Annotated in this window: 26 protein-coding genes and 1 pseudogene; 20 read left to right on the top strand and 7 right to left on the bottom strand. The window is 61.8% G+C overall.

Features of this window, described 5'->3' with window-relative positions; all coding sequences use genetic code 11:
• Positions 1 to 11: 11 nt before the first annotated feature.
• Positions 12 to 686 (bottom strand): DNA repair protein RadC, encoded by a 675-nt coding sequence (gene radC / locus HX873_RS07350; RefSeq protein ID WP_003213267.1) that lies wholly within the window; start codon positions 684 to 686, stop codon positions 12 to 14.
• Positions 687 to 816: 130 nt separating this feature from the next.
• On the opposite strand from radC, the gene coaBC reads away from it, so the two are divergent.
• From coaBC to argB, 4 genes and pseudogenes are all read left to right on the top strand, one after another.
• Positions 817 to 2,025, top strand: coding sequence for a bifunctional phosphopantothenoylcysteine decarboxylase/phosphopantothenate--cysteine ligase CoaBC (gene coaBC / locus HX873_RS07345; RefSeq protein WP_008439425.1), 1,209 nt, complete (start codon positions 817 to 819; stop codon positions 2,023 to 2,025).
• Between the two features lie 5 nt (positions 2,026 to 2,030).
• Positions 2,031 to 2,486 carry a dUTP diphosphatase gene (gene dut / locus HX873_RS07340; RefSeq protein WP_003213270.1) on the top strand — a complete coding sequence of 152 codons (456 nt, stop codon included), beginning with the start codon at positions 2,031 to 2,033 and terminating at the stop codon, positions 2,484 to 2,486.
• 252 nt (positions 2,487 to 2,738) lie between these two features.
• A pseudogene (locus tag HX873_RS07335) lies at positions 2,739 to 4,160 on the top strand (phosphomannomutase/phosphoglucomutase); the annotation flags it as partial.
• Positions 4,161 to 4,179: 19 nt separating this feature from the next.
• Positions 4,180 to 5,085 carry an acetylglutamate kinase gene (gene argB, locus HX873_RS07330; RefSeq protein WP_003213275.1) on the top strand — a complete coding sequence of 302 codons (906 nt, stop codon included), beginning with the start codon at positions 4,180 to 4,182 and terminating at the stop codon, positions 5,083 to 5,085.
• A 168-nt stretch (positions 5,086 to 5,253) separates the two neighbouring features.
• Here the strand turns inward: argB and pyrE are convergent, their stop codons facing one another.
• Positions 5,254 to 5,898: an orotate phosphoribosyltransferase gene (pyrE, locus tag HX873_RS07325; protein WP_003213276.1), complete on the bottom strand. Its 645-nt coding sequence runs from the start codon at positions 5,896 to 5,898 to the stop codon at positions 5,254 to 5,256.
• 82 nt (positions 5,899 to 5,980) lie between these two features.
• Here pyrE and HX873_RS07320 point away from each other — a divergent pair, with 82 nt between their 5' ends.
• Positions 5,981 to 6,760 carry an exodeoxyribonuclease III gene (locus HX873_RS07320; protein WP_003176915.1) on the top strand — a complete coding sequence of 260 codons (780 nt, stop codon included), beginning with the start codon at positions 5,981 to 5,983 and terminating at the stop codon, positions 6,758 to 6,760.
• Positions 6,761 to 6,818: 58 nt separating this feature from the next.
• On the opposite strand, the gene HX873_RS07315 is transcribed toward HX873_RS07320, so the two are convergent.
• Both HX873_RS07315 and rph read right to left on the bottom strand, forming a co-directional pair.
• Positions 6,819 to 7,187 carry a DUF4870 domain-containing protein gene (locus HX873_RS07315; RefSeq protein ID WP_003213278.1) on the bottom strand — a complete coding sequence of 123 codons (369 nt, stop codon included), beginning with the start codon at positions 7,185 to 7,187 and terminating at the stop codon, positions 6,819 to 6,821.
• A gap of 22 nt (positions 7,188 to 7,209) precedes the next feature.
• Positions 7,210 to 7,932 carry a ribonuclease PH gene (rph, locus tag HX873_RS07310; RefSeq protein WP_003213280.1) on the bottom strand — a complete coding sequence of 241 codons (723 nt, stop codon included), beginning with the start codon at positions 7,930 to 7,932 and terminating at the stop codon, positions 7,210 to 7,212.
• A gap of 217 nt (positions 7,933 to 8,149) precedes the next feature.
• Here rph and HX873_RS07305 point away from each other — a divergent pair, with 217 nt between their 5' ends.
• From HX873_RS07305 to HX873_RS07280, 6 genes are all read left to right on the top strand, one after another.
• The gene (locus tag HX873_RS07305; RefSeq protein WP_102604063.1) at positions 8,150 to 9,013 is read left to right on the top strand and encodes a YicC/YloC family endoribonuclease; all 864 of its coding nucleotides are present in this window, start codon (positions 8,150 to 8,152) and stop codon (positions 9,011 to 9,013) included.
• Positions 9,014 to 9,024: 11 nt separating this feature from the next.
• Entirely contained in the window at positions 9,025 to 9,645 is a 621-nt protein-coding gene (gmk, locus tag HX873_RS07300) for a guanylate kinase (RefSeq protein WP_003213284.1), read from the top strand.
• A gap of 167 nt (positions 9,646 to 9,812) precedes the next feature.
• The gene (gene rpoZ / locus HX873_RS07295; protein ID WP_003176920.1) at positions 9,813 to 10,076 is read left to right on the top strand and encodes a DNA-directed RNA polymerase subunit omega; all 264 of its coding nucleotides are present in this window, start codon (positions 9,813 to 9,815) and stop codon (positions 10,074 to 10,076) included.
• 60 nt (positions 10,077 to 10,136) lie between these two features.
• Positions 10,137 to 12,242 (top strand): bifunctional GTP diphosphokinase/guanosine-3',5'-bis pyrophosphate 3'-pyrophosphohydrolase, encoded by a 2,106-nt coding sequence (gene spoT / locus HX873_RS07290; protein ID WP_008439435.1) that lies wholly within the window; start codon positions 10,137 to 10,139, stop codon positions 12,240 to 12,242.
• Between the two features lie 24 nt (positions 12,243 to 12,266).
• Entirely contained in the window at positions 12,267 to 12,647 is a 381-nt protein-coding gene (locus HX873_RS07285; protein WP_003213288.1) for a RidA family protein, read from the top strand.
• Between the two features lie 63 nt (positions 12,648 to 12,710).
• Positions 12,711 to 13,454 (top strand): hypothetical protein, encoded by a 744-nt coding sequence (locus HX873_RS07280; RefSeq protein ID WP_177122527.1) that lies wholly within the window; start codon positions 12,711 to 12,713, stop codon positions 13,452 to 13,454.
• 43 nt (positions 13,455 to 13,497) lie between these two features.
• On the opposite strand, the gene HX873_RS07275 is transcribed toward HX873_RS07280, so the two are convergent.
• Entirely contained in the window at positions 13,498 to 14,349 is an 852-nt protein-coding gene (locus HX873_RS07275) for an SDR family oxidoreductase (RefSeq protein ID WP_177122526.1), read from the bottom strand.
• A 188-nt stretch (positions 14,350 to 14,537) separates the two neighbouring features.
• Between HX873_RS07275 and exbB the strand changes: the two genes are divergently transcribed.
• From exbB to HX873_RS07230, 9 genes are all read left to right on the top strand, one after another.
• Positions 14,538 to 15,524 (top strand): tonB-system energizer ExbB, encoded by a 987-nt coding sequence (gene exbB, locus HX873_RS07270; protein WP_177009055.1) that lies wholly within the window; start codon positions 14,538 to 14,540, stop codon positions 15,522 to 15,524.
• Positions 15,525 to 15,530: 6 nt separating this feature from the next.
• Positions 15,531 to 15,956: a TonB system transport protein ExbD gene (gene exbD, locus HX873_RS07265; protein ID WP_003213296.1), complete on the top strand. Its 426-nt coding sequence runs from the start codon at positions 15,531 to 15,533 to the stop codon at positions 15,954 to 15,956.
• Positions 15,953 to 16,702, top strand: a complete 750-nt coding sequence (locus HX873_RS07260; RefSeq protein WP_003213297.1) for an energy transducer TonB — start codon at positions 15,953 to 15,955, stop codon at positions 16,700 to 16,702. The genes exbD and HX873_RS07260 overlap by 4 nt, the downstream gene beginning before the upstream one ends.
• Positions 16,703 to 16,869: 167 nt before the next feature.
• Positions 16,870 to 17,205: a cupredoxin domain-containing protein gene (locus HX873_RS07255; RefSeq protein ID WP_003213299.1), complete on the top strand. Its 336-nt coding sequence runs from the start codon at positions 16,870 to 16,872 to the stop codon at positions 17,203 to 17,205.
• 3 nt (positions 17,206 to 17,208) lie between these two features.
• Positions 17,209 to 18,027, top strand: coding sequence for an FTR1 family protein (locus HX873_RS07250; RefSeq protein ID WP_008439439.1), 819 nt, complete (start codon positions 17,209 to 17,211; stop codon positions 18,025 to 18,027).
• Between the two features lie 19 nt (positions 18,028 to 18,046).
• Positions 18,047 to 18,577 (top strand): iron transporter, encoded by a 531-nt coding sequence (locus tag HX873_RS07245; RefSeq protein ID WP_087693714.1) that lies wholly within the window; start codon positions 18,047 to 18,049, stop codon positions 18,575 to 18,577.
• A 114-nt stretch (positions 18,578 to 18,691) separates the two neighbouring features.
• The gene (locus HX873_RS07240; protein ID WP_003213305.1) at positions 18,692 to 19,612 is read left to right on the top strand and encodes a hydrogen peroxide-inducible genes activator; all 921 of its coding nucleotides are present in this window, start codon (positions 18,692 to 18,694) and stop codon (positions 19,610 to 19,612) included.
• An 8-nt stretch (positions 19,613 to 19,620) separates the two neighbouring features.
• Positions 19,621 to 21,696 (top strand): ATP-dependent DNA helicase RecG, encoded by a 2,076-nt coding sequence (gene recG / locus HX873_RS07235; protein WP_003213306.1) that lies wholly within the window; start codon positions 19,621 to 19,623, stop codon positions 21,694 to 21,696.
• A gap of 78 nt (positions 21,697 to 21,774) precedes the next feature.
• Positions 21,775 to 23,175 carry an aminoacyl-tRNA deacylase and HDOD domain-containing protein gene (locus HX873_RS07230; protein WP_177122525.1) on the top strand — a complete coding sequence of 467 codons (1,401 nt, stop codon included), beginning with the start codon at positions 21,775 to 21,777 and terminating at the stop codon, positions 23,173 to 23,175.
• 135 nt (positions 23,176 to 23,310) lie between these two features.
• Here HX873_RS07230 and HX873_RS07225 read toward each other — a convergent pair whose 3' ends face one another.
• The gene (locus HX873_RS07225) at positions 23,311 to 23,691 is read right to left on the bottom strand and encodes a hypothetical protein (protein WP_008439448.1); all 381 of its coding nucleotides are present in this window, start codon (positions 23,689 to 23,691) and stop codon (positions 23,311 to 23,313) included.
• A gap of 125 nt (positions 23,692 to 23,816) precedes the next feature.
• Positions 23,817 to 24,740, bottom strand: a complete 924-nt coding sequence (gene tagQ, locus HX873_RS07220) for a type VI secretion system-associated lipoprotein TagQ (protein WP_177122524.1) — start codon at positions 24,738 to 24,740, stop codon at positions 23,817 to 23,819.
• Between the last annotated feature and the right edge of the window lie 55 nt (positions 24,741 to 24,795).

Genomic DNA, 24,795 nt, shown 5'->3' with positions numbered 1-24,795 from the left:
CATGCCAGCCCCTACATCCACCCAAATTCCGCCATCGACAGCGGGTCACCCTCCCCCACAATGATGTGGTCCAGCACACGCACGTCCACCATCTCCAGCGCCTTTTGCAGCACCTTGGTCAATTTTCGATCAGCGATGCTGGGCTCGGGGCTGCCGGAAGGATGGTTGTGGCACAGGATCAGCGCCGCGGCGTTGTAGTCCAGCGCGCGCTTCACCACTTGTCGCGGGTAGACGATGGCGTTGTCGATGGTGCCTTGAAACAGCTTTTCGAAACCCAGCACTCGATGCTTGGCGTCGAGAAACAGGCAGCCGAATATCTCGTGAGGCTCGTGGCGCAGCAGTGCCTTGAGGTAGTCGCGCACGGCCTCCGGGCTTTCCAGCACCGAATCGTTGCGCAGGCGTTCAGCCAAATGACGGCGCGCCATCTCCAGTACGGCTTGAAGCTGGGCGAACTTCGCCGGCCCCAACCCCAAATGCTGGCTGAAAACCGGCTGCCTCGCCTCCATCAGCGCCCGAAGGCTGCCAAATTGCGCCAGCAGATGGCGCGCCAGGTCCACGGCACTTCTGCCGGACACCCCGGTGCGCAGGAAAATCGCCAGCAATTCCGCGTCGGAAAGGTTCTCCGCTCCCAGCTCCAACAGCTTCTCCCGCGGACGCTCTGCCGCAGGCCAATCGCGAATACTCATGGCACCTCCGTGTGCATGTGCGCCGCTGTTGCATGGCGGACGCTGTGGTATCTTAGGCCATCTTTTTGCGTGCGATTTCACCTGGGGAGGGGGCATCGCAACGCCATCACTGAACTGGAAAGGCAAGCCAATGCAGCGTCTGTATCGGAAACGCATCGTTCTCGGCGTCGGCGGCGGCATTGCCGCCTACAAGAGCGCAGAGCTGGTTCGCAGGCTTCTCGACCAAGGCGCCGAAGTGCGCGTGGTCATGACCCGTGGCGGCAGTGAATTCATCACCCCGTTGACCATGCAGGCCTTGTCCGGCCACCCGGTGCACCTCGACCTGCTGGACCCTGCGGCCGAAGCCGCCATGGGCCACATCGAGCTGGCCAAGTGGGCCGACCTGGTGCTGATTGCCCCGGCCACCGCCGACCTGATCGCCCGCCTGGCCCAAGGCATTGCCGACGACCTGCTGACCACCCTGGTACTGGCCACCGACGCCACCGTCGCGATCGCCCCGGCCATGAACCAGGCCATGTGGCGCGACCCGGCCACCCAGGCCAACACCCAACTCCTGCAAAGCCGCGGCCTCAAGGTTTTCGGCCCGGCCTCCGGCAGCCAGGCCTGCGGCGACGTGGGCATGGGCCGCATGCTCGAAGCCACCGACCTGGCCCACTGCGCCGCCGACTGCTTCCAGCACCTGGCCCTGACCGGCAAGCACGTGCTGATCACCGCCGGCCCGACCCAGGAAAACATCGACCCGGTGCGCTACATCACCAACCATAGCTCAGGAAAAATGGGCTTTGCCCTGGCGGAAGCGGCGGTCGAGGCAGGCGCCCGTGTGACGTTGATCACCGGCCCGGTGCATCTGCCGACCCCGGATCGCGTCACCCGAATCGACGTAGTCAGCGCCCGCGACATGCTGGCGGCCTGTGAAGCGGCGATTCCCTGCGACCTGTTCATCGCTTCGGCTGCGGTAGCGGACTACCGCCCCGAGGTGGTTGCACCGCAGAAACTCAAGAAAGACCCTACAAGCGGCGACGGCCTGCTCCTGCAAATGGTCCGTAACCCGGACATCCTGGCGACCATCGCCACCCGTGAGGACCGCCCGTTCAGCGTCGGTTTTGCCGCCGAAACCGAGCATTTGCTGGACTATGCCGCACGCAAATTGAAAGACAAAAACCTCGACCTGATTGTCGCCAACGATGTCGCCAACCCGAGCATCGGCTTCAACAGCGAGGAAAATGCCATCAGCGTGATCGACCGCGAGTTGCACGCTACCGTTTTCGCCCAGACCAGCAAAGGCAAGATTGCCCGCCAACTGATCTCTTTTATCGCCCAACGGCTGAACCAGGTTTAATTTCCATGCACGCTTTGCAAGCCAAGATCCTCGACCCCCGCATCGGCAACGAATTCCCGCTGCCGGCCTACGCCACACCAGGCTCCGCCGGCCTCGACCTGCGTGCCATGCTCAAGCAGGACACCGTGCTTGAACCAGGCCAGACCATTCTGATTCCGACCGGCCTGTCGATCTACGTGGGCGACCCGGGCCTGGCGGCGCTGATCCTGCCGCGCTCCGGCCTGGGCCACAAACACGGCATCGTCCTCGGCAACCTGGTGGGGCTGATCGACTCGGACTACCAGGGCGAGTTGATGGTGTCCTGCTGGAACCGTGGCCAGACCGCGTTCAATATCGCCGTCGGCGAGCGCATTGCCCAACTCGTGCTGGTACCGGTGGTGCAGGCGCACTTCGAGCTGGTCGAAGAGTTCGACGAAACACAACGAGGCGCAGGTGGCTTCGGGCATTCCGGCAGCCACTGACTAAGCTGAATTGACTTAGCCGAACAAGCCGGGTGCCTCACCCGGCCTGATGCCAACGCATGGCCTTTCAGGATGAAGAATGCGCGGAACTTACCAGCAAGGTTTCCCCAGTGAAATCAGGGCATTAAGGGGGCAAAAGGGCGGAGCTTCGGCGCCGATGGCACTTTTGCACCACGAACTCTATGCCAAAAACGCCGTCTTACCCTTCAGTTTGAGCCTGCCGGTCAGCACCCTTGAGGCCAGCCCAGCCCCTTATCGATGGAGTTCCCCCCCGCAATGAGCAACCCAGCCCGAGTCGCCCCGACATTTCCCGACAGCATTTTCCGCGCCTATGACATTCGTGGCGTGGTCCCCAAGACCCTGACCGCCGAGACCGCCTACTGGATCGGCCGCGCCATTGGCTCCCAGAGCCTGGCACAGGGCGAGCCCAACGTTTCCGTAGGCCGTGATGGCCGCCTGTCCGGCCCCGAGCTGGTCGAGCAACTGATCCAGGGCCTGGCCGACAGCGGTTGCCACGTCAGCGACGTGGGCCTGGTGCCGACGCCTGCGCTGTACTACGCAGCCAACGTACTGGCCGGCAAGTCGGGCGTGATGCTCACCGGCAGCCATAACCCGTCGGACTACAACGGCTTCAAGATCGTCATCGCTGGCGATACCCTCGCCAACGAACAGATCCAGGCCCTGCACACCCGCCTGAAGACCAACGACCTGACAAGCGGCGAAGGCAGCGTCACCAAAGTCGACATCCTGCAGCGCTACTCTGACCAAATCACCGGCGACGTCAAACTCGCGCGCCGCCTCAAAGTGGTGGTGGACTGCGGCAATGGCGCGGCCGGCGTGATCGCCCCGCAACTGCTCGAAGCCCTGAACTGCGAAGTGATCCCGCTGTTCTGTGACGTCGACGGCAACTTCCCGAACCATCACCCGGATCCAGGCAAGCCCGAGAACCTGGTAGACCTGATCGCCAAGGTCAAGGAGACCGGGGCTGACGTCGGCCTGGCCTTCGACGGTGACGGCGACCGCGTTGGCGTGGTGACGGACACCGGCGAAAACGTGTTTGCGGACCGCCTGCTGATGCTGTTTGCCCGCGACGTGGTTGCGCGCAACCCAGGTGCCGAAATTATCTTCGACGTGAAGTGCACCCGCCGCCTCACACCGCTGATCAAGGAATACGGCGGTCGCCCGCTAATGTGGAAGACTGGCCACTCGTTGATCAAAAAGAAAATGAAAGAAACCGGCGCGCTGTTGGCCGGCGAAATGAGCGGCCATGTGTTCTTCAAGGAGCGCTGGTTCGGCTTTGACGACGGCATTTACAGCGCCGCTCGTCTGCTGGAGATCCTCAGCAAGGAAAAATCGACCGCGCAGGAGCTGTTCCAGACCTTCCCGAATGATATTTCTACGCCAGAGATCAATATCCATGTGACCGAGGAGAGCAAATTCAGCATCATTGACGCACTGCACGATGCGCAATGGGGCGAAGGCGCCGACCTGACCAGCATTGATGGTGTGCGAGTCGATTACGCCAAAGGCTGGGGCCTGGTTCGCGCATCCAACACCACACCGGTGCTGGTGCTGCGTTTCGAGGCGGATACCGAGGCTGAGTTGCAGCGCATCAAGGACGTGTTCCACGCCCAGTTGAAACGTGTTGCCCCTGATCTCCAATTACCGTTCTGATTTTTTACCGGAGCCCTGAATGACCCTCGAACGCGAAGCCGCCGCCAATACCGCCAAGGTCCTTTCCGAAGCGTTGCCTTACATTCGACGCTACGTCGGCAAGACGCTGGTGATCAAGTACGGCGGCAATGCCATGGAAAGCGACGAGCTGAAAACCGGCTTTGCCCGCGACATCGTGTTGATGAAAGCCGTCGGGATCAACCCGGTGGTGGTGCACGGTGGCGGCCCGCAAATCGGTGACCTGCTCAAGCGCCTGTCCATCGAGAGTCACTTCATCGACGGCATGCGTGTGACCGACGCCCAGACCATGGACGTGGTAGAGATGGTCCTGGGCGGCCAGGTGAACAAAGACATCGTCAACCTGATCAACCGCCACGGCGGCAGCGCCATCGGCCTGACCGGCAAGGACGCCGAACTGATCCGGGCGAAGAAGCTCACCGTGACCCGCAAGACCCCGGAGATGACCCAGCCGGAAATCATCGACATCGGCCAGGTGGGCGAAGTGATCGGCATCAACACCGACCTGCTGAACCTGCTGGTGAAAGGCGATTTCATTCCGGTGATCGCGCCGATCGGTGTCGGTGCCAACGGTGAGTCCTACAACATCAACGCCGACCTCGTGGCCGGCAAGGTGGCCGAGGCGCTGAAGGCCGAGAAGCTGATGCTGCTCACCAACATCGCCGGCTTGATGGACAAGGAAGGCAAGGTCTTGACCGGCCTGACGACCCAGCAAGTGGACGACCTGATCGCCGACGGCACCATCTACGGCGGCATGCTGCCGAAGATCCGCTGCGCGCTGGAAGCGGTGCAAGGCGGCGTTGGCAGCTCGTTGATCCTGGATGGCCGGGTGCCGAATGCGATCCTGCTGGAAATCTTCACCGATACCGGTGTGGGTACCCTGATCAGCAACCGCAAGCGCCCCTAAGCGCTGGTAAACAAAAAGGCCCCGTTCAATTCGATTGAACGGGGCCTTTTCTATGTACTCGGTCTAAAAATGTGGGAGCGGGCTTGCTCGCGAAAGCGGCGGGTCAGTCGACACATATATCAACTGACAAGCCGTATTCGCGAGCAAGCCCGCTCCCACATGGATCTTCTAAACGCCGAACTGCTCGCGATAAGCCTTGACCGCCGGCAAATGCTGCTTGAGCTGCGGGTCATCTTCCAGGAACTGCAACACCTGGTTCAGGGACACGATGCTCACCACTGGAATCGCGAAATCACGTTCCACTTCCTGGATCGCCGACAATTCACCGTTGCCGCGCTCCTGGCGGTTCAGCGCGATCAACACGCCGGCCGCCTTGGCGCCGTCCTGTGAAGCGATGATCTGCATCACTTCGCGAATCGCCGTACCGGCAGTGATCACGTCGTCGATGATCAGCACGTCGCCCTTGAGCGGCGCACCCACCAGGCTGCCGCCTTCACCGTGGGCCTTGGCTTCCTTGCGGTTGAAGCACCAAGGGAGATCCAGCTCGTGATGTTCAGCCAGAGCCACGGCCGTCGCGGCGGCCAGGGGAATGCCCTTGTAGGCAGGACCGAACAGCACGTCGAAGGAAATACCGCTTTCAACGATGGCGGCCGCATAGAAACGACCCAGCTGCGCCAGGGCAGAACCCGAGTTGAAAAGGCCGGCATTGAAGAAGTAAGGGCTGGTGCGCCCGGACTTCAAAGTGAACTCACCGAAGCGCAATACGCCGCGATCGATGGCAAAACGAATAAAATCGCGTTGATACGCCTGCATGAAAAAAGCCTCAGATACCACGGATTTAGCTAATTAGGTAGACGGCGTGTATCATACACGCACGCGATTTTTGGGGCCATTTATGCGGATCATCAGTGTGAACGTCAATGGTATTCAGGCTGCAGTCGAGCGTGGTTTGCTCAGTTGGCTGCAAGCCCAGAATGCCGACGTCATCTGCCTGCAGGACACCCGCGCCTCCGCCTTTGAACTGGACGACCCAGCCTTCCAACTGGATGGCTACTTCCTTTATGCCTGTGATGCCGAAGTTCCCGCCCAAGGCGGCGTGGCTTTGTATTCGCGGTTGCAACCCAAGGCGGTCATCAGCGGCCTCGGCTTCGAGACAGCCGACCGCTACGGGCGCTACCTGCAAGCCGATTTCGATAAGGTCAGCATTGCGACCTTGCTGCTTCCATCAGGGCAGAATGGCGATGAAGACTTGAACCAGAAGTTCAAGCTAATGGACGACTTCGCCCGTTATCTGGATAAACAGCGACGCAAACGTCGCGAGTACATTTACTGTGGCTCGCTGTACGTGGCGCAACAGAAGCTGGATATCAAGAACTGGCGCGACAGCCAGCAATCCCCGGGCTTCCTGGCGCCGGAACGGGCCTGGATGGACGAGATTGTCGGCAACATGGGCTATGTCGATGCCCTGCGGGAAGTCAGCCGCGAAGGCGACCAGTACAGCTGGTGGCCGGATAACGAACAGGCCGAGATGCTCAACCTCGGCTGGCGTTTTGACTACCAGCTGCTGACGCCAGGCTTGCGTCGCTTCGTGCGCAGCGCACGTCTGCCACGCCAGCCGCGCTTCTCGCAGCACGCGCCGCTGATCGTGGACTACGACTGGACCTTGACCATCTAAGGTCTTTTTCCAGGCACAAAAAAACCGACATCACTGTCGGTTTTTTTGTGGGCGGTGGTTATTTGATCAACCGCAACGTCCACGGATAACGATAAGCCACGCCCTTGTTGGCCTTGATGCCCGCAATGATCGTCATCACCACCGCGCCGATCACCAGCACAGTCATCAACACGAAGCCGATCACGATAAAACCCAGCAGGAAGCAGACCGCCCAGGCAATGCCCACGGTGATCTGGAAATTCAGCGCTTCCTTGCCCTGGTCATCAATGAACGGGTCTGCATCCTTCTTCACCTGCCAAAGAATCAAGGGCCCCAGCAGGCTGCCGAACGGGAACATCAGCCCGAAGAACGCCGCAAAATGACAGAGCATCGCCCACTGGCGAACTTCCTTGGACGGTGTCGGCAGTGGAAGTTGGCTGTCACTCATGGCGTCGCTCCTTGGGATTGAATCAGTCGGCCAATGCGGCGTTCTGCAGTTCGAAGATTTCGGTCATGCCCTTCTGGGCCAGGGCCAGCATGGCATTCAGGTCCGCCGGCTGGAATGGCGCGCCTTCGGCGGTGCCCTGCACTTCGATGAAACCACCGGTGCTGGTCATCACCACGTTCAGGTCGGTCTCGGCAGCCGAATCTTCAAGATAGTCCAGATCCAGCACCGGCTCGCCCTGATACATGCCGACCGATACAGCCGCGATCATCTGCTTGAGCGGATCGCCGCCTTTCAGGCCGCCACGTTTCTTGATGACCTTGAGCGCGTCGACCAGGGCAACCATGGCGCCGGTGATGGAGGCAGTACGGGTGCCACCGTCGGCCTGGATCACGTCGCAGTCGACGTACAGGGTCACGTCGCCCAGCTTGGACATGTCCAGGGCTGCACGCAGGGAGCGACCGATCAGGCGCTGGATTTCCAGGGTGCGGCCGCCTTGCTTGCCACGGCTGGCTTCACGCTGGTTACGCTCGCCGGTGGCGCGCGGCAGCATGCCGTATTCGGCGGTCAACCAACCCTGGCCCTGGCCCTTGAGGAAACGCGGCACGCCGTTTTCGACGCTGACGGTGCAGATAACCTTGGTATCGCCAAACTCGACCAGTACAGATCCCTCGGCGTGTTTGGTGTAGTTGCGGGTGATGCGGATCGAGCGGAGCTGATCGGCAGCGCGACCACTTGGACGTTTCATAGGGGATACCTGTACGGAGGACGAAAAACTGCCGAGCATTATAGAGCCGCCAGCCCTGATCGGCACGGCTAAAAAATCCTGTTACAAACCCGGGCACCGAAGCCACTGTTTGGGGCCACCCGTCCCCTTGAGCTACAATCCTGCGCCTTCGCAGCCTGTCGGCTTCAATCTACCCATCAGCCCGCCTGTTTGCGGGACTGCATCGCGAGGTACCTCCATGGTGCACAGCATGACCGCCTTCGCCCGCGTCGAAAAAGCCGGCGTCCAAGGCACCCTGAGCTGGGAATTGCGCTCGGTCAACAGCCGCTACCTGGAGCCGCACCTGCGCCTGCCGGAATCGTTTCGCGACCTCGAAGGCGCGGTTCGTGAGGCACTGCGCCAGGGCATCTCCCGCGGCAAGCTGGAATGCACCCTGCGCTTTACCGAGGAAACCACCGGCAAGCCGTTGCAGGTGGATCGCGAGCGCGCCGCCCAATTGGTCGCCGCCGCCGAAACCATCGCCGGCCTGATCAAGCAGCCTGCCGCCATCAACCCGCTGGAAGTCCTGGCCTGGCCCGGCGTGCTGGTGGCCGATGCCACTGACCCACAGGCGTTGAACGCCGAGGCGCTGACCCTGTTCAACCAAGGCTTGAAAGAACTCAAGGCCGGCCGCGAGCGTGAAGGGGCCGAACTGGCCCGCCTGATCAGCGACCGCCTGACCTCCATTGAAGAAGACGTGGTGACCCTGCGCGAACTGGTGCCGCAGATGCTTGCCACCCAGCGCCAGAAGGTCCTGGACCGCTTCGCCGACATGCAGGCCGAACTGGATCCGGTGCGCCTGGAGCAAGAGATGGTCCTGCTGGCGCAAAAAAGCGACGTGGCCGAAGAACTCGACCGCCTGAGCACCCACATCCTGGAAGTGCGCCGCGTGCTCAAGTCTGCCGGTGCCGCCGGTCGGCGCCTGGACTTCCTGATGCAGGAACTCAACCGCGAAGCCAATACACTGGGCTCCAAAGCCTTTGATCCGCGCAGTACCCAGGCGGCGGTCAACCTCAAAGTGTTGATCGAGCAAATGCGCGAACAAGTACAGAATATCGAGTAAGGCACCCTGACATGACCCACAGCACCGGCACCCTTTACATCATTTCTGCCCCATCGGGCGCGGGCAAAAGCAGCCTGGTCAAGGCCCTGACCGACGCTGACGAGCAGATCCGCATCTCGGTGTCCCACACCACCCGCGCCATGCGCCCGGGTGAAGTGAACGGCGTGCACTACCACTTCGTCGAGCGCACCGAGTTCGTCAAGATGATCGAGCACGGTGATTTCCTCGAGCGCGCCGAGGTCTTCGGCAACCTCTACGGCACCTCGCAAAGCCACCTGCAGCAGACCCTGGACGAAGGCCACGACCTGATCCTGGAAATCGACTGGCAGGGCGCCGAGCAAGTGCGCCAGTTGATGCCCAAAGCCCGCTCGATCTTCATCCTGCCGCCTTCGCTGGAAGCATTGCACCAGCGCCTGACCAATCGTGGCCAGGACAGCGACGAGATCATCGAAGGTCGCATGCGTGAAGCCGTCAGTGAAATGAGCCACTACGTCGACTACGACTACCTGATCATCAACGACGATTTCGCCCACGCGCTGGACGATCTGAAAGCGATTTTCCGCGCCAATCAGCTCCAGCAAAAGCGTCAGCAGCAGCGTTTCGGCAAATTATTGGCCGAACTGCTCGGCTGATTGGCTCTTCCCAAAACCGCTGCAGGGGCTTTACATTGGCACTTGTAGCGCGTTTGCGATGGCCTGCGAAAAATCAGCGCTTCCCTAAACGCTGGTGATTTTTTAAACTGTTCAGTCCGCTCGCCCAACCGGGCAGCGCGCATATTGCATTCGCTCCGAGGAATACCATGGCCCGCGTAACCGTTGAAGACTGCCTAGAACACGTGGATAACCGCTTTGAGCTGGTCATGCTCTCTACCAAGCGTGCCCGTCAACTGGCCACTGGCGGCAAAGAGCCCCTGGTCCAGTGGGAAAACGACAAGCCTACCGTTGTAGCCCTGCGTGAAATCGCTGAAGGCCTGATGAGCTACGAGTTCATCGCCAACGCCGAAATCGTTGAAGACGAACCGCTGTTTGCAGCGTTCGAGGACGAGTCCAACGAGGCCGTCTAAGCCTATGCCTGGTCGACGTAGCACGGCGCGGGGTCACAGCCAACGGCAGGAGTTAATACTTTGCCGAGCATAGACGCCCTCGCCGATCGCTTATCGACCTACCTCGGCCCAGACCAGGTCAACCTGGTCCGCCGAGCGTATTTCTACGCCGAACAAGCCCACGACGGCCAACGCCGCCGCAGTGGCGAGGCGTATGTCACGCATCCTCTTGCCGTGGCCAATATTCTTGCCGACATGCACATGGACCATCAGAGCCTGATGGCCGCGATGCTGCATGACGTGATCGAAGACACCGGCATTGCCAAGGAAGCGCTCAGTGCGCAATTTGGCGAAACCGTGGCCGAACTGGTCGACGGGGTCAGCAAACTGACCCAGATGAACTTCGAGACCAAGGCCGAAGCCCAGGCGGAAAACTTCCAGAAGATGGCCATGGCCATGGCCCGGGACATCCGGGTGATCCTGGTCAAGCTGGCCGACCGGCTGCACAACATGCGCACGCTGGAAGTGCTGTCCGGTGAAAAACGCCGGCGCATCGCCAAGGAAACCCTGGAAATCTACGCGCCCATCGCCAACCGGCTGGGCATGCACGCCATTCGTATCGAGTTCGAAGACCTCGGCTTCAAGGCCATGCACCCGATGCGTTCCGCGCGCATCTACCAGGCAGTGAAACGCGCCCGGGGCAATCGCAAGGAAATCGTCAACAAGATCGAAGAATCCCTGAGCCATTGCCTGGCGATCGATGAGATCGAGGGCGAAGTCAGCGGCCGGCAGAAACACATCTACGGCATCTACAAGAAGATGCGCGGCAAGCGCCGGGCCTTCAACGAGATCATGGACGTGTACGCGTTCCGGATCATCGTCGACAAGGTCGATACCTGCTACCGCGTACTGGGTGCTGTACATAATTTGTACAAGCCCCTGCCGGGACGCTTCAAGGATTACATCGCGATTCCCAAGGCCAACGGCTATCAGTCGCTGCATACCACGCTGTTCGGTATGCACGGGGTGCCGATCGAGATCCAGATCCGCACCCGCGAAATGGAAGAGATGGCCAACAACGGCATCGCCGCCCATTGGCTGTACAAATCCACCGGCGACGAGCAGCCAAAAGGCACCCATGCCCGCGCCCGCCAGTGGGTCAAGGGCGTGCTGGAAATGCAGCAACGTGCCGGCAACTCCCTGGAATTTATCGAAAGCGTGAAGATCGACCTGTTCCCGGACGAGGTCTACGTGTTCACGCCCAAAGGCCGGATCATGGAGCTGCCCAAAGGCTCCACGGCGGTCGACTTTGCCTACGCGGTGCACACCGATGTGGGTAACAGCTGCATAGCCTGTCGGATCAATCGTCGACTGGCCCCGCTGTCGGAACCGCTGCAAAGCGGTTCCACGGTGGAGATCGTCAGCGCACCGGGCGCGCGCCCGAACCCGGCCTGGCTCAACTTTGTGGTCACCGGCAAGGCTCGCACCCACATCCGTCATGCCCTGAAACTGCAACGCCGTTCCGAGTCCATCAGCCTGGGCGAACGCCTGCTGAACAAGGTGCTCAACGGCTTCGACAGCTCACTGGACAAGATCCCGGCCGAACGCGTGCAGGCGATGTTGCACGAGTACCGCCAGGAACTGATCGAAGACTTGCTGGAAGACATCGGCCTGGGCAACCGCATGGCCTATGTGGTCGCGCGCCGCCTGCTGGGCGAAGGCGAACAGTTGCCAAGCCCCGAAGGCCCGCTGGCGATTCGCGGCACCGAAGGCCTGGTGCTCAGCTACGCCAAGTGCTGCACGCCGATCCCGGGCGACCCGATTGTCGGCCACCTGTCTGCGGGCAAAGGCATGGTGGTGCACCTGGACAACTGCCGCAACATCAGTGAAATCCGCCACAACCCCGAGAAATGCATCCAGCTTTCGTGGGCAAAGGATGTCACTGGCGAATTCAACGTCGAGCTGCGGGTCGAGTTGGAACACCAGCGCGGCCTGATTGCCCTGCTGGCCAGCAGCGTGAACGCGGCCGACGGCAATATCGAGAAAATCAGCATGGACGAACGCGATGGCCGCATCAGCGTGGTCCAACTGGTGGTCAGCGTGCACGACCGCGTGCACCTGGCCCGCGTGATCAAGAAACTGCGCGCCCTGACCGGGGTCATCCGCATCACCCGCATGCGCGCCTAGCCCATCCATTACAAGGAGTCATTCATGACCAAGACTGTTATCACCAGCGACAAGGCACCAGCAGCAATCGGTACTTATTCCCAGGCGATCAAGGCGGGCAATACCGTCTACATGTCCGGCCAGATTCCACTGGACCCAAAAACCATGGAGCTGGTTGAAGGCTTTGAAGCCCAGACCATCCAGGTCTTCGAAAACCTGAAGTCGGTTGCCGAAGCTGCGGGCGGTTCGTTCAAGGACATCGTCAAACTGAACATCTTCCTCACCGACCTGAGCCACTTCGCCAAGGTCAACGAGATCATGGGCAAATACTTCGAACAGCCGTACCCTGCCCGCGCCGCCATCGGCGTTGCCGCCCTGCCAAAGGGCGCGCAGGTTGAGATGGACGCCATTCTGGTCATCGAGTAAAACATCCGGCGCAGCGTTTCCACGGGAAGGCTGCGCCGAATTGGTTCTTGGAAGGATTTCGTAATGCGCAAAGCGCTCGTTGCCTCTTCGTTGCTCGCCCTGTTGCTCGGCGGCTGCGCCAGCAATCCCGCCGACCTGGATGTGAGCGGCACCTGGATCAACCAGGCCGCCATCGACGCGTCAGCCAAGGGCGGCCCTTTGCGTGAAGCCCTGCAGAGCTATGGTCCGAACCTCGAATGGGAGGTGAACACCAAAGCGTCCCAGGCCCGCTACTACAACGGTTTTGAAGTAGCTGAAGGCAAATTGCTGGGTGAAAAATCCGGCGCCTGGAGTGTCGATTTCTACGGCAGCTCCGCCACTGAACTCAAGCGTAAAGGCAAGCTGCTGCTGCAAGGGGCCAATGATAACGAGCCCGAGCAACTGTTCGCCCGTGCCAAGGATCCAGCCCCCGAAGGCGCGCCACTGGGTGCCGACTTCGAACGCACCCTGTACGCCGCCTACATGGGCGGCACCTGGAAAATCAGCAGCGGCACTGGCGAAGGCGCCACCGTACAGTTCCAGGCCAATGGCCAGGTGACCGGCTTGCCCGGCGCCGATCAGTACTCGCTGTGCCTGGCGGGCGATTGCGCCTCCATGAGCGGCGGCTACGACAGTATCTGGCTACAGTTGAACGGCCAGGGCAACCCGTGGATCTTTGCGCGCAAGGGCAAGCAACTGGAGATCTTCCAGGCGATCAACACCGCCCAGGCCGACGAGGTACCCTCGTTTACCCCCGGGCCACGACAGTGGTTGCTGGAAAAACAGTGACGCAAAAAAGGAGCCCTCAGGCTCCTTTTTCTTCACGCCGCGATCAACCCTCCAGGATCGCCGCATACCCTTCGCGATAACTCGGATAACGCGGCACCCAGCCCAACGCCTTGGCCCGGGCGTTGCTGCACTGCTTGCTACCGGCGCGTCGCACGCTGGCGTTCTCGGCCCATTCGGTCACGCCAAGGTACTCGCGCAACCAGGCAACCACCTCGGCCAGCGGGGCCGGAGCATCGTCAACGCCGATGTAGCACTTATCCAGCACACCCCCCTGCTCCACGTGCTGCAGCAAAAACGCCAGCAAACCCGCCGCGTCATCCGCGTGAATCCGGTTGCCATATAAAGGCGGTTCAATCGCCACGCGATAGCCCTGGCGCACTTGGCTCAACAACCACTCCCGACCTGGACCATAAATCCCGGTAAGGCGCACGACACTGGCGGGAATGCCGCTATCCAACGCCACTTGCTCGGCTTCCAGCATGACTTGGCCGGAATAACCGCCTGCCTTGGTCTCGGAGCTTTCGTCGACCCACTCACCGTTCTGCTGCCCATACACACTGCTGCTGGACACAAACAGCAGGTGCCTGGGCTCCTGGCCGTAGTCGTTCAGCCACTCCAGCACATGCCGCAACCCTTGCACGTATGCCGCACGATAACCCGCCTCGTCGTGATCGGTGGCGGCCGCGCAATACACCAGGTAATCCACCCCGCCCACCGGCCAGGTATCGGGGCAGTCTTCATTGAACAGGTCGCCGGCAATCCCGATAACGCCCTTGGGAAGGCGCGAAATATCCCGCCGCAGGCCATGAACCTCCCAGCCCTGGGCCAGCAATTGGGTGGCCAGACGGCTACCGACATCGCCGCAACCGGCAATCACCACAGAAGGCGCAGACATCACAAAACTCCGTTCTTAAAGGTCAAGGTTAGCCCCCGCAGATGACCAGCGGCCAGCAAAACGACAAATAAAGTAACTGTATTACTTCTGTTAACAAGAATTACTTGCAATAATAACCGCCCATTTGTCCTCGACCCGTTACGGTCTGGAAGGACGCTCACTCATTTTTTCTCTCAGGTCCGGCCAGCATGACACGCAATACATCCCCCGCTTCGCCAACCAAGCCTCACAGCCCATCCCGCGCCTGGCGTGCGATTGCGGCAGTGCTGTTCAGCGTCCTGCTGGCACCGACCGCCGCGTTCGCCGACAACACCGCGCCGGCCGCCCCGCCTGCAGCGAGCGCGCCAGCTACAGAGCAAAACGCTCCTGCGCCAGCCGCTGCACCGGCCGCGACCGACCCGGCCCTGGCCGCCGAAGGCGCACCGGCTGACGATTCCGGCGTCGTGCTGGAAGAAGACAACAGCCTGGGCATGGCCCACGACCTGTCGCCGTGGGGCATGTACCAGAACGCTGACATCATCGTGAAGATCGTGATGATCGGCCTGGCCATCGCTTCGATCATCACCTGGACCATCTGGATCGCCAAGGGCTTCGAACTGCTGGGCGCCAAGCGTCGCCTGCGCACTGAAATCGTCCACCTGAAAAAAGCCACCACCCTGAAAGAAGCCAGCGAAAGCGCGGCGAAGAAGGGCACCCTGGCGCACCTGCTGGTTCACGACGCACTCGAAGAGATGCGCCTGTCTGCCAACACCCGTGAAAAGGAAGGCATCAAGGAACGCGTCAGTTTCCGTCTTGAGCGCCTGGTTGCCGCCTGCGGTCGCAACATGAGCAACGGCACCGGCGTGCTGGCCACCATCGGTTCCACCGCGCCCTTCGTCGGCCTGTTCGGTACCGTATGGGGCATCATGAACAGCTTCATCGGCATCGCCAAAACCCAGACCACCAACCTCGCCGTCGTGGCGCCCGGCATCGCCGAAGCCCTGCTGGCAACCGCACTGGGCCTGGTTGCCGCGATTCCTGCGGTGGTGATCTACAACGTCTTCGCCCGTTCGATCGCCGGCTACAAGGCGCAGGTGTCGGACGCTTCGGCAGAAGTCCTGTTGCTGGTCAGCCGTGACCTCGATCACCTGCCTTCCGAGCGCAGCTCGCAACCGCACATGGTGAAAGTGGGGTAATCGGCCATGGGCCTGCATTTGAATCAAGGCGACGACGAGCTCGTCGAGAACCACGAAATCAACGTCACGCCGTTTATCGACGTGATGCTGGTGCTGCTGATCATCTTCATGGTGGCAGCACCGTTGGCCACCGTGGATATCAAGGTCGACCTGCCCGCTTCCAGCGCGAAACCTGCGCCGCGGCCGGAGAAACCGATATTCCTCAGCGTGAAGGCGGACCAGCGTCTGTTCCTGGGCGAAGAAGAAGTCAAATCCGACACCCTGGGCGCGGTGCTTGACGCCAAGACCCAGGGCAAGAAAGACACGACCATCTTCTTCCAGGCCGACAAGGGCGTGGACTACGGCGACCTGATGAGCGTGATGGATGCCCTGCGGGCAGCCGGCTACCTCAAGGTAGGCCTGGTCGGACTTGAGACGGCAGCCAAGAAATGATCACGACGCGCCACAAACTGACGCGTTATGGCACCAGCCTTGCCGTCGTGCTGGGCGTCCACGCCGTCGCGATCATCATCGCGCTCCAGTGGTCGGCGCCACATATGGTCCAGCTGCCTCCGGCCGCCATGGTCATCGACCTGGCACCGATGCCGGCGCCACCACCTCCGGCCCCGCCGAAGGTGATCACGCCGCCACAGCCGCCTGCGCCAGTCGAAGAGCTGCCATTGCCGAAACTGGCCGAGGCACCTAAGCCGACGATCCAGGTGCCAAAGCCGGTCAAGCCCAAGCCAAAACCACAGCCGCCCAAGCCTGTGGAGAAGAAGCCCGATCCGCCCAAGGAAAAACCTTCCGAAGAGCCGCCGAGCGAAACTCCGCAGAACAACGCGCCTACGGAAAAATCCGCCCAGCCACAACCGGGCCCTTCACCGCAGCAGATCGCGGCCAAGGCCACCTGGGAAAGTACCCTGCTGGGCCACCTGCAGAAGTACAAGAAGTACCCGCCGGGCGCCCAGGCGCGTGGCAAGGAAGGCCTGAACCGCCTGCGTTTCGTGGTGGATGCCGATGGCAACGTGCTGTCCTACGAACTGGTGGGCCGCTCCGGCAACGCCGACCTGGACCGCGCCACCCTCGACATGATCCGTCGTGCCCAGCCGCTGCCCAAGCCGCCGGCCGACATGTTGAAAGGCGGGAGCATCGAGATCGTTGCACCATTCGTTTACAACATCGAAAAACGTCGCCGCTAAACCCTACCGTGGGCACTCTCGGGTGCCTACGGCTGTTGCTCCCTCCCTCCGCATCACCGCAACCTGAACCAGGCTTGAACGAGTCAACACCTAACTCGATCTTCACTTGTAACACTTAAAGACAACGCTAATTATCCGCGAATAGTTCTCATTAGCGGACATTCGGCATGCCCAACCTTGCCCGGCTGGCTCTCCTCCTACTGGCTTTACCCGTCGCTGCACAGGCGGACCAGCTGGTCACCCTGGTCATTCAGAACCACACCTTCAGCCCCTCGACGTTCGAGGTGCCGGCCGGTGAGCGCTTTCGCATTCAACTCACCAGCCACGATGAAAGCGTCGACGAGTTCGAAAGCTACGACATGAAATTCGAAAAAATCATCGTCCCCGGCAACACCATCACGGTGTTTGCCGGCCCGCTGCATCCCGGCACCTACACCTTCTTCGATGACTACCACCCCGACCAGGCCAAAGGCACGGTCACCGCCGTCGCGGCCAAGGAGTAAGCCATGCTGGCCTGTCTGTTGATCGTGTTTCGAGAAGTGCTGGAAGCCGGGATTGTGGTGGGCATCGTGATGGCCGCCACCCAGGGCCTGGCAAGACGTGGGCTGTTCATTGGCGGCGGAATCGCAGCCGGCGTGCTCGGTGCCGGCATCCTCGCACTATTTACCGGCGCAATTACCCAGGCGCTGCAGGGCTTTGGCCAGGAGATTTTCAACGCAGCCATCCTGGTGGTCGCCGTGGTCATGCTGGGCTGGCACAACCTGTGGATGGCCAGTCATGGTCGCGAGCTGGCGACCCAACTGCGCAGCGCCGGCAATTCAGTACTCAAGGGTGAAAAATCACTCTGGGCCCTGGCCGTGGTCATCACCGTGGCCGTGCTGCGCGAAGGCTCGGAAATCGTGCTGTTCCTCTATGGCATCGCCGCCTCCAGCCAGACAGACCCACTGTCGATGCTGGCCGGCGGCGTGCTCGGTATCGTCGCCGGCGCCGCGCTGTCCTGGCTGATGTACCGCGGCCTGGTCGCCATCAGCCTCAAGCGCCTGTTCTCGATTACCGGCTGGATGATCGCCTTGCTTGCCGCCGGCATGGCTGGCCGGGCCGCCGCGATCCTCGCCGGTATCGACCTGATTCCCGCCTGGGGCTACCAGCTCTGGGACACCTCCTGGCTGGTCTCCGATGGCAGCCTCACCGGCCGCGCATTGACCGCGCTGGTGGGCTACACCGACCGACCTCTGGGCGTTCAATTGGTGGCGTGGCTCGTCACCCTCTCGCTCCTGGTGCTGGGTAACCGTTTACTGCATTCACGCCCGACACAATCACATTAACCGCCCCAGGAGCCCCACCATGAAACACCTGCGCAACCCCTTCGCCGCCGCACTGCTGCTCGTCAGCGCCGTGGCCGCTTCCTCCCTCGCCCAAGCCCGCGAATACCCGATTGGCGGACCGGTGCAGATCAATGACATGGAGATCGCCTCCTCGTACCTGGTGGGCATCGAAATGGCGCCCATGCCGCCAGGCATGGTGATGAGCAAGGACTCGGTACACCTTGAGACCGATGTGCACGCCACCGCCGACAACAAATACGGCCTGTCCAACGGTGAGTGGGTGCCCTACCTGACCATCAGCTACTCACTGGTCAAGGAGGGCTCGCCCGACTACAAGGAAATCGGCACGCTGTTGCCGATGGTGGCCAAAGACGGCGCCCACTACGCCAACAACGTGAAAATGGACGGCCCCGGCACCTACACCGTGGTGCTGCGCTATGAAAGCCCACAGATCAAGGGTTTCTTCCACCATGTAGACAAGGAAACCGGCGTGCCTGAATGGTGGGCTCCCTTCACCGAAACCTTCACCTTCAAGTACCCGCAAAAGTGAAATACGGGGCGGCGATACCCGATTAACCGGTGTCGCGGCCCCTACGCTGTCTGATAACGTGCGTCTATCGATTGCAGCCGGTATGCTTGGCCCGCAACCTCATGGACGCCCGCTATGACTCTTACAGAATTACGCTACATCGTTACCCTCGCCCAAGAGCAGCACTTCGGCCACGCGGCCGAGCGTTGCCACGTCAGCCAGCCGACGCTGTCGGTGGGTGTGAAGAAGCTTGAAGACGAACTCGGTGTGCTGATTTTCGAGCGCAGCAAAAGCGCCGTGCGCCTGACGCCCGTCGGCGAAGGCATCGTCGCCCAGGCCCAGAAGGTTCTGGAACAGGCCCAAAGCATTCGCGAGCTGGCCCAGGCCGGCAAGAACCAGCTGACCGCCCCGCTGAAAGTCGGCGCCATCTACACCGTCGGCCCGTACCTGTTCCCGCACTTGATTCCGCAACTGCACCGCGTCGCGCCGCAGATGCCGCTGTATATCGAAGAAAACTTCACCCACGTGCTGCGCGACAAACTGCGCAACGGCGAGCTGGACGCGATCATCATCGCCCTGCCGTTCAACGAGGCGGATGTGCTGACGCTGCCGCTCTACGATGAGCCGTTCTACGTACTGATGCCGGCGTCCCACCCATGGACGCAGAAAGACACCATCGACGCGGGCCTGCTCAACGACAAGAGCCTGCTGTTGCTGGGCGAAGGCCATTGCTTCCGCGACCAGGTGCTGGAAGCCTGCCCGACCCTGACCAAGGGCAACGACGGCGCCAAGCACACCACCGTGGAATCCAGCTCCCTGGAAACCATTCGCCATATGGTCGCCTCCGGCCTGGGTATCTCGATCCTGCCGCTGTCGGCGGTCGACAGCCATCACTACGCCCCCGGCGTGATCGCCGTGCGCCCACTGACGCCGCCGGTACCGTTCCGCACCGTGGCGATTGCCTGGCGTGCGAGCTTCCCGCGTCCGAAAGCGATTGAAATCCTCGCCGACTCGATCCGCCTGTGTTCGGTGGCCAAGCCGCCTGCTGCGAGCTAAGTAACGGTATGACTGAGCTGTCGCAGGTATCGGTGACGGCACTCAAGGGTGTCGGGGAGGCCATGGCCGAGAAGTTGGCCAAGGTCGGGCTGGAAAATCTCCAGGACGTGCTGTTCCACCTGCCCCTGCGTTACCAGGACCGCACCCGCGTGGTGCCCATCGGCCACTTGCGCCCTGGGCAGGACGCCGTGGTTGAAGGCACCGTCAGCGGCGCCGACGTGGTCATGGGCAAGCGCCGCAGCTTGGTGGTGCGCCTGCAAGACGGCACCGGCGGCCTGAGCCTGCGCTTCTACCACTTCAGCAACGCCCAGAAGGAAGGCCTCAAGCGTGGTACCCGCGTGCGCTGCTACGGCGAAGCCCGGCCCGGTGCTTCGGGGCTGGAAATCTATCACCCGGAATACCGCGCGATTACCGGCGACGAACCGCCGCCGGTAGACACCACCCTCACGCCAATTTACCCGCTCACCGAAGGCCTGACCCAGCAGCGCTTGCGCCAACTGTGCATGCAGACTCTGACGATGCTCGGGCCAAAAAGCCTGCCCGACTGGCTGCCCCAGGAACTGGCGCGCGACTATCAACTGGCGCCGCTGGATGATGCGATCCGCTACCTGCATCACCCACCCGCCGATGCCGACGTCGACGAGTTGGCTCTCGGTCATCACTGGGCCCAGCATCGCCTGGCGTTCGAAGAACTGCTGACCCATCAACTGTCCCAGCAGCGCCTGCGCGAGAGCATGCGTTCGCTGCGCGCGCCGGCCATGCCCAAGGCCAAGCGCCTGCCTGCGCAATACCTGGCCAACCTGGGGTTTGCACCGACGGGCGCCCAGCAACGGGTCGGCAACGAAATTGCCTACGACCTGAGCCAGAAAGAACCGATGCTGCGGCTGATCCAGGGTGACGTGGGCGCGGGTAAAACCGTGGTCGCCGCCCTCGCCGCGTTGCAGGCCCTCGAAGCCGGCTATCAGGTGGCGCTGATGGCGCCCACCGAGATTCTCGCCGAGCAGCACTTCATCACCTTCAAGCGCTGGCTCGAACCGCTGGGCCTGGAAGTCGCGTGGCTGGCCGGCAAGCTCAAGGGCAAGAACCGCGTAGCCGCCCTGGAGCAGATCGCCGCCGGCGCCCCGATGGTGGTGGGCACCCACGCGTTGTTCCAAGACGAAGTGAAGTTCAAGAATCTGGCGCTGGTGATCATCGACGAACAGCACCGCTTCGGTGTGCAGCAGCGCCTGGCCCTGCGCCAGAAAGGCGTGGGCGGCCGCATGAGCCCGCACCAGTTGATCATGACCGCCACACCGATCCCGCGCACCCTGGCCATGAGCGCCTACGCCGACCTCGACACTTCGATCCTCGACGAACTGCCGCCGGGCCGAACGCCGGTCAACACCGTGCTGGTCACCGACACCCGCCGCGTCGAAGTCATCGAACGGGTGCGCGGCGCCTGCGCCGAAGGCCGTCAGGCGTATTGGGTGTGCACGCTGATCGAAGAATCCGAAGAGCTGACCTGCCAGGCCGCCGAAACCACCTATGAAGACCTCACCAGTGCCTTGGGTGAACTTAAGGTCGGGCTGATTCACGGTCGCATGAAGCCGGTGGAAAAGGCCGCGGTAATGGCCGAGTTCAAGGCCGGCAACCTGCAATTGCTGGTGGCGACCACGGTGATTGAAGTCGGCGTCGACGTCCCCAACGCCAGCCTGATGATCATCGAGAACCCCGAGCGCCTGGGCCTGGCCCAACTGCACCAATTGCGCGGCCGCGTCGGCCGGGGCAGCGCCGCCAGCCACTGTGTGCTGCTGTACCACCCGCCGCTGTCGCAGATCGGTCGCCAGCGCCTGGGGATCATGCGCGAAACCAACGACGGCTTCGTGATCGCCGAAAAAGACCTCGAACTGCGCGGCCCCGGCGAGATGCTCGGCACCCGCCAGACCGGCCTGCTGCAATTCAAGGTCGCCGACTTGATGCGCGATGCCGACTTGCTGCCCGCCGTGCGCGACGCGGCCCAGGCGTTACTGGAGCGTTGGCCGGAACACGTCAGCCCGCTGCTGGATCGCTGGCTGAGACATGGGCAGCAATACGGCCAAGTGTGACGGCTGACTCACTTAGACAACCCTCACTTGTATCAAGCTGGTTATACTCCAATGACTGTAGGAAATTGGATTCAGGCCATGTCAGAAGTTGCCCTCGCCACAGCCCCACCGACTGCACCCTCGGTGATTCGGACGCTGCTTGCAAAGCTCGCCATCAGCTACACGGAAGTTACCGAACGCCCCGGCCTGAACCCGGCGCAGAAGGTTCAAGCCGTACTGCTCGATGATGCCGTGGGTGCACTCATGGTGCTGTTTCCACAGAACCAGTTGCTGGACCTTAATCGCCTCGCCGAGCTCACCGGTCGGCGCCTCACGGCCGTGTCGCCGGAGCGCCTGGAGCGCATGCTCGGCAAGCACAGCCTGAGCCTGCTGCCCGGCCTGCCGCCGCTGACCAGTTCTCCCTGCCTGTACGAAGAAAGCCTGTTGCGTGAGCCGACCGTGCTGGTGCACTCGGGCGAATCCGGGCTGCTGCTGGAGATTTCCAGCGACGCGTTCAAGAGCATGCTGACCAAGGCCAGCGCCGCGCATTTCGGCGAGCCGCTGAGCAACATCCGGCCAAACCTGGATCGCCCCAACGACGACCGCGAGGAAATCACCCAGGCGATGCAGGCGTTCACCGCCCGCCGTATCCAGCAGCGCCTGGAAGCCACCATCGAAATTCCGCCGCTGGCCGATACCGCGCAAAAGATCATCAAGCTGCGGGTCGACCCCAACGCCACCATCGACGACATCACCGGCGTGGTCGAAACCGACCCGGCCCTGGCCGCCCAGGTGGTGAGTTGGGCCGCGTCGCCCTACTACGCCTCGCCGGGCAAGATCCGCTCGGTGGAAGACGCCATCGTGCGCGTGCTGGGCTTTGACCTGGTGATCAACCTCGCACTCGGCCTGGCCCTGGGCAAGACCTTGAGCCTGCCCAAGGACCACCCGCAACAGGCCACGCCGTACTGGCACCAGTCGATCTACACCGCTGCCGTCATCGAAGGCCTGACCCGCGCCATGCCCCGCGCCCAGCGCCCGGAAGCCGGGCTGACGTACCTCGCCGGCCTGCTGCACAATTTCGGCTACCTGTTGCTGGCCCACGTCTTTCCGCCGCACTTCTCACTGATCTGCCGGCACCTGGAGGTCAACCCGCACCTGTGCCACAGCTACATCGAGCAGCATCTGCTGGGCATCAGCCGCGAGCAGATTGGTGCGTGGTTGATGCGCTATTGGGACATGCCGGACGAACTGTCCACCGCCCTGCGCTTCCAGCACGACCCGACCTACGACGGCCAATATGCGGAATACCCGAACCTGGTGTGCCTGGCCGTGCGCTTGTTGCGCAGCCGCGGCATCGGCTCGGGGCCGGATGAATCCATCCCGGACGAACTGCTTGAGCGCCTGGGGCTGACCAGGGACAAGGCAGAGGACGTGGTGGGCAAGGTGCTGGATGCGGAGACGTTGTTGCGCGAGTTGGCGTCGCAGTTCAGCCAGGGATAAATCGGGCGCCTGTTACACCGTATTCGCGAGCAAGCCCGCTCCCACATTCGACCGAGTTCCAACTTTGGAATGGGATTGAATGTGGGAGCGGGCTTGCTCGCGAATGCAGGCGACGCAGTATTGCTGAAGAAGCCCCTAGCCTTTGGGCTTTTTCTTCGGCTTCAAATACTTGGTCAACCCCTGGAACCAGATCACCAGCGCCGGGTTGCCCTTGATCTGGATCGACTTGTCCTGAATCCCCGTCATGAACGCCAGTTGCTTGTTCTTCGCCTGCATCGTGGCGAAGCCGTAGGCGGCGTCTTTGAAGGCGATGGCAAACGCAGGCGCGGGATGAACACCCGAGCGGCTGGTAATGCGCTGGTCTTTGACGATGAAGTGACGGGCAACCTTGCCGTCGAGGGTCTGCAACTGGAACGCCAGGTCCTTGTCACCCAACTGCTGCTGGAACGCAGGGTTGGTGCGGCTGGCTTTGCCCATCAACAGGCCAAGCATCCAGAGAAGAAAACGAAATTTCATGCACACGGCCTCAGTGTAATTATTGGGTGGCCGCAGCAGTTTAACGATTTGTGCAAATAACGCTACCGATCTCCCGTTTTAGCAGGAGATCGGCTGGCGTTTAACGCTTATAGCAACAACTTTCCTCAGACGTTAGGGCAAGGAACCGGTGCCCAATCCGCCAGGTTCGGATCACGGCAAGTGCCTTCGATCTGCGCTTTACCGGCGCTGGCAACCTGCTTGCTTTCAGCTTGTTTGGTCTGGGCGGTCTGGATGGTTTTCTCGGTGGCTACGGCTTCTTTCGGCACGGTTGGCAGTACCGGCTTTTTCGCGACTTTTACCGGCTTCTTGCCTTTGGCTGGCGTCACCACCGGCGTGGTATCGGCAGTCGCAACAGTGACCACGTCAGCACGTTGTACGCCCACTTGTTGCAGATCCTGCTCGTACGCCTGGGTGTAGTTGTTCAGGTCTTCGCTGGCCTTGCCGTTCACCGCGACGATCAGGTCGTTGGACTCTTTCAGGCCCGAGACGATTTCTGCCAGGCGCTTGCGGCCTTCAACGTCGTTGACGGTCTTGGCCTTGCGGTCGGCCACCAGCTTGGTGAACGCGCTCTGGTAGCACTGCTGGGACGCCTTGGCGTACGCGGTGCTGCGGTCGATGTCCGAAGCGCGCTTGTTGACGTCGGTGGCGTAGGACGCGATGCGCTGGTTGTCATCGGTGATCTGCTTCTGGCGCTCGGTGTAGTAACCCGCTGCACCACCGGCCAGGGCGCCGCCCGCTGCACCGATGGCAGCGTTGCGGCCGCGCTTGTCGGAGTCGCCGGTCAGGGCGCCCAGCAATGCACCACCGGCCGCACCCAGAGCGGCACCGGTGACCACCGACTTGGTCATGTCCGAATCGGTAGCACGCAGGTGCTGCACCGGCTCGTAGCAGTTCGGGTAGTACTCGACCTTGGTGGTCGAGGCGACCTTGTTGGTCGGCGACGTTGCGCAACCGGTCAGCACCGTGCTGAAGCCTGCGGCAATCAGCAGCAGATGACGCTTGGAAACCGCCTTACGGGAAAAAATCATCGTTGTGTTCTCTTTTAAGTTTGACTTGCCCAGCGCGGCCCACCGCCGCCTGAGT

It is taken from the genome of Pseudomonas sp. P7758, assembly GCF_013386485.1.
GTDB lineage: Bacteria > Pseudomonadota > Gammaproteobacteria > Pseudomonadales > Pseudomonadaceae > Aquipseudomonas.
This window is presented reverse-complemented; position numbering and strand designations above follow the sequence as displayed.